The organism is Candidatus Desulfolinea nitratireducens (genome assembly GCF_982879505.1).
The window spans coordinates 1-8,807 of sequence record NZ_CEYOSI010000077.1 but is presented as its reverse complement, the minus strand read 5'-3'; the positions used below and the strand labels follow the sequence as shown (position 1 = coordinate 8,807).

The window sequence follows — 8,807 nt, the reverse complement described above, 5'->3', positions numbered from 1 at the left end:
CCTTCTACAGTGGGCCATTTTTCGCGGATTTCCTCGGCGACCTGGAGCATCTTTGCCTCAGCCATTGGTTTGTAGGCTTCGTATTCAAGATGATCTGTTTCGTGCGGCTTGTAATGTATCCCTTGTGCCTTGCCCGTACGCGTTGTTCTTCCGCGCACCATGCCTGTAAAAATTGCTGCTGCGCCTGTGGATGTGAGCGTGATTTGATCGAGGAGTTTGTTTAAGTCAAGTTCTTCCTCTGAGATGGAAAAAATGGTCGGGAATTTCATGGTGAAAGCTATCCTCCGCTTACAGGCGGAAATAAAGCGATCTCCGCGCCTTCAGGGATAAGCTCTTCATCAAAAGCGAATTCGCGATTAATGGAGATCAGGGTTGAAGGAAGAGATGCCTCCAGCGCAGGGATCTGGGCAATCAGGATTTCTTTGAGGCCTGCCACTGTGAGATGATTTTCAATTTCTAACTCCATGGAGCGACGCTCAGCCCGGGTGCGCAGCGTGGCAAAAAACATAATCTTGACCTTATGCATTGACCACATCTCCGCTCAGACCACCATGCTTTTCAACGAGACGTATATTCTCAATGTGCATGGTTTTTTCAGCAGCCTTTGCCATATCGTAGATCGTCAGGGCCGCGATAGAGACAGCAGTCAGGGCTTCCATTTCGACGCCGGTTTTGCCGCGTGTCCGTGTTGTGGCAGTGATCTGCACACCGGGTAGAGATTCGTCCAGATCGAGTTCCACTGAGATATGTGTCAGCGGCAGGGGATGACATAAGGGAATCAAGCCGGATGTCTGTTTGGCTCCGTTGATACCGGCTATTTGGGCAACGGTTAATACATCACCTTTTTTCATTTCCCCCGCTGCAATCAAATCGAAAGTCGCCTGTTTCATGTGGATTTCACCGCGGGCAACAGCGACACGTTCGGTATCTGGTTTTGCGCCCACATCCACCATATGGGCTTTTCCTGCGTCGTCTAAATGGGTCAATTTTGTCATAGGCGCATTATACCGCAGACGTTACTTACCGCTGACAGCATTTACTGGACGCGACACTATAACGCTTGCCACTGACAGTACCTACTGTATGCGGCACCTTACCCCAGCAGGTCTGTTATAATCGCCCCTTATGAGCATTGATATTGTCCGCAACCAATCTGAATCTTATTCAGTCAGTACGCCCGTTTTTGAAGGACCGCTCGACCTTTTATTGAACCTGATCGAAAGTGCCGAGCTCGATATAACAAGTGTCTCCTTGGCCTTGGTCACAGACCAGTATTTGGAACGTATTCGTGCGCTGGAAAACATGGATGCCGATGAGATTTCAGCATTTTTAGTCATCGCAGCAAAACTTGTTCAAATTAAATCAGAGGCATTATTGCCACGCCCGCCTGTGCGTGAAGCAGGGGAGGAAGACCCCGGCGAGGCCCTGGCCCGTCAATTACGACTGTATAAGAAATTCAAGGAAGTGGCAAACTGGCTGAGTGAGCGAGGCAAACAGGATTTGCGGACCTATTTGCGGATCGCTGCCCCGCCCAAAGTTGAATCTCGTTTCGAGATGGGGGATGTTACTCTGGCGGATCTCATTTTAGCCGCTGAAACGATTTTTGCCCGTGAAGTCGAGAAGGCCGAACTGGGGACGGTTATCCGTGCTCCAAGGGTGACTATTCGGGAAAAGGTTTCCCATATCACCAAAATCCTGAGTTCTGAAAAGCGGACGACTTTTCGCCAGATGGTTGAGGGGGCCAATAGTCGGATTGAGGTGGTGGTCACCTTTCTAGCTTTGCTTGAGCTGGTCAAACGATACCGGGTTGATGCTTGGCAGGATGCATTATTTAGCGATATTCACATCGAAAGAATGGGGGATTTATTGGCAGACGAGGACTTTGATATAGAGTTTGAGTAGGGTAAGTTTGGGGGAAAGGCAATTTGAATATGCTGATCTGAAAATCCCCTGACAAACGAATGGGATCGATGGCAAAGAGACCATTATTGCTGCGTCAAATCAATTCTATTTGTGCGAATATTTGGACCATCCAACCATCAAGGGCTTTATAGATATAGAACCCGCATGCTATAATGGTCCACATGGATTCTCTCATCGGTCTTGGTTCAGCAATCATCCTGACAAGCATTAGTTTTTTGCTAAGCCTTCGAGCAGGAATTCGATCTATTCAGGCGGGTCGTCATCTTGATAATTGGTCTATACGTCAAAAAAAAATGTGGACGGGGAGGCGTTTTTTGGGTGGGGCGGTGGCCCTGGGCATTCTTACTATTACCTTAATTACAATCGCAATCCCAATTTCTCGCGCAGATTCCCCTTCTCTACAAGGGGAATCTGCGCCGCAGCCTCTGGCACAGATACCAGAAAATTTAATAGAGATTGGCTCGTCTCCTGAACCAAAAACCAGCATCCCGGTTGCGACGGCCAGTCAACTCTCCCCATCTGAAACGCGATCCCGTCTTACGCCCGGGAACCCTTCTCAAACACCGACAACGGAAATACTTACAACACCAACCCTCACAATACCTGTCATTGTAGAGGCACTCTTCCAGGGAAATTTAACCCCTGAGGCTGGTGTATCCATCAGTTCCTTAAGATTTTCCGCCGAAATGGAGGATTACAAAGCAGTCCTCCCCAGCACATCCTTTTATAATCCAATAAAACGCATGTATGCCGTATTTTCATACCGGGACATAGCTCAGGGTGTACAATGGACAGCCCTGTGGTACCGGGAGGGGGAATTGGTAAATTTTGATACCGAACCTTGGAATCAAAATCCGACAGGAGTTGGGTTTACAGAGTGGAACCCGTCTCCCGAGAAATGGCTGCCTGGTATTTATGAAGTTCAAATTTTTATAGGACGGGAACTGCAATCAATAGGTCAATTTGAATTAAAAGGCGCCCCACCAACGCTGACTCCAACTGCAACAATGACATTCACACCCTCCCCAACCTTTACGCCAACCCGGACAGCAACTATCACATTTACCCCAACTAAAACTTCGACGGCTACGCACACCCCCACCAGGACGCCATCGCCAACTGCAACCTTTACGCCCACGCCGTCCAAAACACCGACGCGGACACCAACGTTAAAGTTTACACCTTCCAAAACACCTACACAAACACCCTCATTAACGCCTACAACGACCCATACGCCGACTCGGACACCGACTGCGACCCATACGTCGACGCCGACCAATACACCTACGCAAACGTCAACAGCGACCTTTACTTTAACACCGACGAATACACCCACGCGGACACCGACTGCAACCTTTACCTCTACGCCAACCAATACGCCCACAAAAACGCTGACTGCAACCTTAACCTATACTCCAACCAATACTCCGACTAAAACGCCTACAAGCACGCCGACAGCGACCTTTACATCTACGCCGACCAATACACCGACGCGGACACCGACCGCGACCTTTACTTATACACCGACCAATACACCAACGCAGACACCGACCGCGACCTTTACTTATACGCCATCCAACACGCCAACTGCGACCTTTACATCTACGCCGACCAATACACCGACACGGACGCCGACTGCCACCTTTACTTCCACGCCGACCAATACACCGACAAGGACGCCGACTGCAACCTTTACTTCAACACCGACCAATACACCGACGCGGACGCCAACCGCGACCTTTACCTCTACGCCGACCAATACACCGACGCGGACGTCAACCGCGACCTTTACCTCTACGCCCACCAATACCCCGAGTCGAACGCCAACCGCGACCTTTACCTCTACGCCCACCAATACCCCGAGTCGAACGCCAACTGCGACCTATACTTCTACTCCCACAGATACACCGACGCGGACTCCGACTGCGACATTTACCTCCACGCCGACCAAAACCCCGACACGGACGCCAACTGCGACAAATACATCCACGCCGACTAAAACACCGACCCGGACGCCAACTGCAACCCATACCCCTACGCCCACCTATACACCGACACGGACGCCAACTGCGACCTTTACTTCTACTCCGACAGATACACCGACACGGACGCCGACTGCAACCTTTACTTCTACTCCAACAGATACACCGACACGGACGCCGACTGCGACCTCTACTTCCACGCCGACCAATACGCCAACGGCAACCTTTACATCTACGCCCACGAAAATCCCGACGCGGACTCCGACTGCGACCTTTACGACCACGCCCACCAAAACCCCGACGCGGACTCCGACTGCGACCTTTACGGCTACGCCGACCAATACGCCGACACGGACGCCGACAGAGACATTTACATCCACCCCTACCAAAACGCCGACGCGTACCCCGACTGCAACCTTCACCTCCACGTCGACCAATACGCCCACAAGGACGCCAACGGCGACCTTTACTTCCACCCCGACGAATACGCCAACAGCGACAATTGATCCCAATTGTGATAAAGCTGTATTTATTGGGGATGTAAATATTCCTGACGATACCCTCTTCCCGCCAGGAGCACAATTCTCCAAAACATGGCGATTGAAAAATATCGGAACTTGTATCTGGACATCAGATTATAAGATTGTGTTTGTTGGTGGAGATACAATGGGCGAAAAGGATGAATTCCCTCTGCCTGTCACTGTTCAGCCTGGAGAAGTGGCAGATATTACTATTTCTTTGGTTGCACCGAATGGAATAGGAAATTACCAGAGTAATTGGCAGATCCAAAGCCCCTCAGGAAAGCTCTTTGGGATTAATAATAATATTAAAAATGATACGCCATTCTGGATAAAGATTATTGTTGGGATTATCCCGACTGACACGCCCACTGCTACTCCTTCTCCGACAGTCTCACCAACACCAATTGTCACCACAGAATATGATTTTAGTGCTCATACCTGCGAGGCAATCTGGAGAAGCGGAAGTGGCATATTATCCTGTCCCGGCGTGGAAAATGACGATCGAGGTTTCATTCAACCGGGTAATTCTTTCATCCTGGAAGGAAATAATCCTGCCACAGGTCCAGGTTTATTAACAGTTCCTCAGACCTCCAATAACGGCTTTATCCAGGGTGTTTTCCCCGCAACCACAGTTGTAAATGGGTCACGCTTCCAGGCGACTGTGGGATGCGAAGAAGGGGCAACATCCTGTGCGGTTCTCATTCGTTTGGATTACCAGGATGAAAATGGTCAAATTCACGAGTTTTGGGGATTTGGTGAAAGGTATGATGGACTCAATTTTGAAGTTGACCTGGACCTATCTCCACTCGCGGGTGAAAAGGTTAATTTTGTCTTCACAGTATTATCTCTTGGGTCACCCGATGGGGATCGAGTACTATGGATCGCGCCGCGTATCACTCTCGCTGAATTGCCCGCAACTGCAACTCCAACGTTCACCGTAGTGTCAACACATACGCGGACTCCCCTTCCGACCGCCACTCTTTCACCAACACCTTCAAAAATTTATAAGTATTTAAAGAAATGCATCGCCGGTCAGGAGTGCTTTACACCCAAAAAACGAATACCAAAATCAGACGGAAATAATTAGCTCAAGATTTGCAGCCAGGGGCAAAGGTCTACTGAATGCTCAGCAGAATGTTTATAATAATATTCAACGGGATTATTTATCAGGAGATCCGGTAAAAAATGCCCCAATTTCTTTCATATTTCCCTTCACCAGGATGAGCGCAAGGGCTGCTCCAGTGCCGTCTATTGTGACGTCAATCCAGCTGGCCATTCTTCCTGCCACAAAAGATTGATGGAATTCGTCTGTTACTGCGTAGAAAATGGCCAGGAGCCAGGCAAGTTTTAGTTTTGAAGGGTCAAATTTGAAGGCGAAAATATAAGCAAAAGCGAGCAAACCATATCCAAACAGGTGACCACCTTTTTTAACAAATAGATCCGCCCAATCAAACTCAGGCATGGTATCTGATGGAATGGAGGAGAAGAAAAAAATGGCAGCCATCATTATTATCGCAGGAAACCAGGAGGGGAAATATCGAAATATGTGTCGCATGAACATGATTGTATCGCTTTTTCACCAATTTCAAATCCAATTACGAAAGATTGAATTTCCATACGTATGTGTATTTTTGTACATGGTAAAATTAGACCAAATTTATCCAGTAAATGGGAGATATTCTAATGAATGACTTTTTACATCGGCCGGGATTCTTCGGTACCAGCGCAAACTTTGCCGCTGATTTTACTCTGGTGATGATGATTTTGATCGCCGCCCTTTTTTCAGTGGGGGTTTTTCTGGCTGTGAAAAAGAAATATGAGCAGCATCGCTGGGTACAAACAGCCGCTGCATCCTTGAACGCGTTTATGGTTTTATGGATGATGATCCTTCCCTATCGGGATTTTGTTGCACCCGGTATTCCAGCTCAACTCGGCGAGAAATTCCATGCCATCACGACCTTACACGCTTTTGTGGGTTTCTTCGCCCTCACCTTTGGTTTATTTGTCACCTTGCGCGGAAACGGACTGGTTCCAAAAGCTTTAAAATTCAAGAATTACAAGCTCTTTATGCGCATCGCATATGGCATGTATATGCTTACAACCCTGCTGGGGATATGGGTTTATCTGACCTGGTTTGTGAATAATCCCAATCCACCCACTTATTGATGAGCCTTTCAACAGCAAACACCACAGCCCTGACAAATCTGAAAAAAGATTGGATGCGCACAGGGCTATTTTTTATCCTTCTCACTGGAGCAGGGTATTTCTTGCTTGATCACTTCTGGGAACATAATTATGCGCTGCGCTGGCTTGGATTGACTGCCGCCCTTGCTGCATGGCAGCTTATTGCTCTTTGGCAGGCATTGCCCCAAAATCATCGAGCTGGCGAGTACGCACTCCTCCCTGACCTGGGATTGGGGAATCAACTTTCTCTTGTACGTGGATTTTTCATCGCCGCCCTGGCCGGATTTCTCTTCTCCCCATGGCCCTTCGGGTGGCTGGGATGGGTACCCGCCTTTCTGTATTTCTTCTCGGATATTACCGATCTTCTTGACGGTTATTTCGCACGGATTCAAAATCACGTCACGGAACTGGGTGCGGCGCTCGACATGAACAATGATTCCTGGGGCGTGTTGGTCGTCACTGGGCTGGCTTTTTGGTACGGACAGGTGCCTGTTTGGTATTTACCCGTTGGTCTGGCGCGCTATTTTTTCCTGGCTGGTCTTTGGATCCGTGAACGACAGGGAAAGGAGAATCTGGAATTGCCGCATAGTTTCCGGCGACGCATCTTTGCTGGTGTTCAAATGGGACTTATCACCGCCATGCTCGTACCCCTCTTTGCTCCCCCTGCAACTACGATTGCTGCGACCTTGTTCATGATCCCATTTCTGGGCGGCTTTCTTTATGATTGGTTTCTTGTTACCGGAAAGATTGATCCAGAAAAAGGAGCAGTATTTTTTGAAAATCTCCTCTCCTCCGCATGGATGCGCTTGTTGCCTCTTGGATTACGGATACTGACTGCAGCAGGATTGGCATATCTTGCATTGCTTCAACCCGTGGATATTTTTGGTCTTTATCAACTTCCCTTTGGCCCTCTCTGGCTTATCCTGGAAATCATTGTTATTTTAATGCTCATCTTTGGGGTGATGGGACGCCTTGCTGCTGTGTTCGCTCTTGTTTTTCTGGGGCTGATGCTCAAGTTCACGCTTCTTACACCACTCCATTTTAGCTTGCTCCTTTTTTCTGCAATTCTTCTTTTTACAGGGTCAGGTGCTCTTTCTATCTGGTCTCCTGAAGAATGGCTGATCTATCATCGTGCAGGAGAAGATTTCCATGCGTAGGAAGAAGTCTGCCCTTATTTTCCTGTGGTTATTGATCGCTGCCCTTTTTTGGTGGGCATGGCGGGATATCTCTCTCCTGCAAGTTTGGGATGCGCTCAGCCGTCTCAGTATACTATCTCTTGGGATCCTCCTCGCTCTCAATGGCGCAATTCTTCTGCTATTTAGCAGCCGCTGGTGGCTTATCATCCGTGCCTTGGGTTATAAGATCCCCTATTTTCCCCTCGCAAAATATCGCCTGGCCAGCTTTGGTTTAAGTTACTTTACGCCCGGCCCGCAATTTGGCGGTGAGCCGCTTCAAATATATTTTTTACATGCCAACCATCAGGTCCCGACCGATACCGGATTGGCTTCCGTCAGCCTCGACAAGTTGCTGGAAATGCTGGCTAATTTTACATTTTTATCGATTGGAATAATGCTTATGGCCTGGCAGGGCTTCCTTTTCCAGGAAATGACAGAAATAGTGGTTTCGTTTTCCACCACGATGGTCATCCTGCTGGTGGGCTACCTCCTCGCTCTGTTGATGGGAAAGATGCCTCTGACGTGGGTTTTAGGTTTGATTCCGCTAAATAAACGCTGGCAAACCTCCCTGAGAGCGACCCGCCAAACAATCCTCAACGCGGAATCACAAATCGGAGCTTTCTGCCGCCAACAGCCGCGCATCCTCATTCAGTCCAGCTTGCTTTCCGCATTGATCTGGCTATCCTTATTCGGGGAATACGCTCTCGCCCTGCGATTTTTGGGATTGGAAACGAGCTTGATCAACATCCTGACAATAATCGTTTTCGCGAGATTGGCCTTCCTGACACCCTTGCCGGGTGGATTGGGCGCTCTCGAAGCGGGGCAGGTGATCGCCATGCAATCGCTGGGTTTGGATCCCGTATTTGGGGTCAGCATGAGTTTATTTATCCGTGTCCGGGACACATTATTTGGTCTGTTCGGTTTATGGATCGGTAGTGCAGCTTCGCATAAAAATTCCCTTACGAGCAATAATAATTCGAGCGAGAATAAAAATAAACCAGTGTTTGGAGCAAAAAGTCCCA

At 48.7% G+C, this 8,807-nt stretch carries 13 protein-coding genes; 5 read left to right on the top strand and 8 right to left on the bottom strand.

Translation table 11 applies throughout. From position 1 onward, the window contains the following. The 3 genes from AC3DOM_RS08550 to moaC form a co-directional block, all read right to left on the bottom strand. On the bottom strand, positions 1-269 hold a 269-nt coding region (locus AC3DOM_RS08550; protein WP_487918618.1), incomplete at its 3' end, for a molybdenum cofactor biosynthesis protein MoaE. 8 nt (positions 270-277) lie between these two features. Next, positions 278-526: a MoaD/ThiS family protein gene (locus AC3DOM_RS08545; RefSeq protein WP_487918617.1), complete on the bottom strand. Its 249-nt coding sequence runs from the start codon at positions 524-526 to the stop codon at positions 278-280. Beyond that, positions 519-995: a cyclic pyranopterin monophosphate synthase MoaC gene (gene moaC / locus AC3DOM_RS08540; RefSeq protein WP_487918616.1), complete on the bottom strand. Its 477-nt coding sequence runs from the start codon at positions 993-995 to the stop codon at positions 519-521. The genes AC3DOM_RS08545 and moaC overlap by 8 nt, the downstream gene beginning before the upstream one ends. A gap of 130 nt (positions 996-1,125) precedes the next feature. Between moaC and AC3DOM_RS08535 the strand changes: the two genes are divergently transcribed. Then, positions 1,126-1,902, top strand: coding sequence for a segregation and condensation protein A (locus tag AC3DOM_RS08535; protein ID WP_487918615.1), 777 nt, complete (start codon positions 1,126-1,128; stop codon positions 1,900-1,902). 979 nt (positions 1,903-2,881) lie between these two features. On the opposite strand, the gene AC3DOM_RS08530 is transcribed toward AC3DOM_RS08535, so the two are convergent. The 4 genes from AC3DOM_RS08530 to AC3DOM_RS08515 all read right to left on the bottom strand — a co-directional run bounded on the left by AC3DOM_RS08530 (position 2,882) and on the right by AC3DOM_RS08515 (position 4,417). Beyond that, complete coding sequence (locus AC3DOM_RS08530) at positions 2,882-3,307, bottom strand: hypothetical protein (RefSeq protein WP_487918630.1); 426 nt, start codon at positions 3,305-3,307, stop codon at positions 2,882-2,884. A 180-nt stretch (positions 3,308-3,487) separates the two neighbouring features. Then, the gene (locus AC3DOM_RS08525) at positions 3,488-3,775 is read right to left on the bottom strand and encodes a hypothetical protein (RefSeq protein WP_487918629.1); all 288 of its coding nucleotides are present in this window, start codon (positions 3,773-3,775) and stop codon (positions 3,488-3,490) included. Between the two features lie 30 nt (positions 3,776-3,805). Beyond that, positions 3,806-3,967 carry a hypothetical protein gene (locus tag AC3DOM_RS08520; protein WP_487918628.1) on the bottom strand — a complete coding sequence of 54 codons (162 nt, stop codon included), beginning with the start codon at positions 3,965-3,967 and terminating at the stop codon, positions 3,806-3,808. Continuing rightward, a complete protein-coding gene (locus AC3DOM_RS08515; protein ID WP_487918627.1) occupies positions 3,968-4,417 on the bottom strand; it encodes a hypothetical protein in 450 nt (149 codons plus the stop codon). On the opposite strand from AC3DOM_RS08515, the gene AC3DOM_RS08510 reads away from it, so the two are divergent. Further along, positions 4,407-5,513, top strand: coding sequence for an NBR1-Ig-like domain-containing protein (locus AC3DOM_RS08510; protein WP_487918626.1), 1,107 nt, complete (start codon positions 4,407-4,409; stop codon positions 5,511-5,513). The two genes, AC3DOM_RS08515 and AC3DOM_RS08510, sit on opposite strands and share 11 nt — an antisense overlap. Positions 5,514-5,585: 72 nt before the next feature. Here AC3DOM_RS08510 and AC3DOM_RS08505 read toward each other — a convergent pair whose 3' ends face one another. Beyond that, on the bottom strand, positions 5,586-5,981 hold the full coding sequence (locus tag AC3DOM_RS08505) for a VanZ family protein (RefSeq protein WP_487918625.1): 396 nt from the start codon (positions 5,979-5,981) through the stop codon (positions 5,586-5,588). A gap of 128 nt (positions 5,982-6,109) precedes the next feature. Here AC3DOM_RS08505 and AC3DOM_RS08500 point away from each other — a divergent pair, with 128 nt between their 5' ends. The 3 genes from AC3DOM_RS08500 to AC3DOM_RS08490 all read left to right on the top strand — a co-directional run. Further along, complete coding sequence (locus AC3DOM_RS08500; RefSeq protein WP_487918614.1) at positions 6,110-6,592, top strand: hypothetical protein; 483 nt, start codon at positions 6,110-6,112, stop codon at positions 6,590-6,592. After that, entirely contained in the window at positions 6,592-7,767 is a 1,176-nt protein-coding gene (locus AC3DOM_RS08495) for a CDP-alcohol phosphatidyltransferase family protein (protein ID WP_487918613.1), read from the top strand. Before AC3DOM_RS08500 ends, AC3DOM_RS08495 begins: the two co-directional genes overlap by 1 nt. Continuing rightward, on the top strand, positions 7,760-8,807 hold a 1,048-nt coding region (locus AC3DOM_RS08490), incomplete at its 3' end, for a lysylphosphatidylglycerol synthase transmembrane domain-containing protein (protein WP_487918612.1). The genes AC3DOM_RS08495 and AC3DOM_RS08490, both read left to right, overlap by 8 nt.

Excerpts from the sequence above, each read along its gene's own strand:
- AC3DOM_RS08545 (WP_487918617.1), bottom strand. The coding sequence starts at position 526 with ATGCATAAGGTCAAGATTATGTTTTTTGCCACGCTGCGCACCCGGGCT.
- moaC (WP_487918616.1), bottom strand. The coding sequence starts at position 995 with ATGACAAAATTGACCCATTTAGACGACGCAGGAAAAGCCCATATGGTG.
- AC3DOM_RS08535 (WP_487918615.1), top strand. The coding sequence starts at position 1,126 with ATGAGCATTGATATTGTCCGCAACCAATCTGAATCTTATTCAGTCAGT.
- AC3DOM_RS08505 (WP_487918625.1), bottom strand. The coding sequence starts at position 5,981 with ATGCGACACATATTTCGATATTTCCCCTCCTGGTTTCCTGCGATAATA.
- AC3DOM_RS08500 (WP_487918614.1), top strand. The coding sequence starts at position 6,110 with ATGAATGACTTTTTACATCGGCCGGGATTCTTCGGTACCAGCGCAAAC.
- AC3DOM_RS08495 (WP_487918613.1), top strand. The coding sequence starts at position 6,592 with ATGAGCCTTTCAACAGCAAACACCACAGCCCTGACAAATCTGAAAAAA.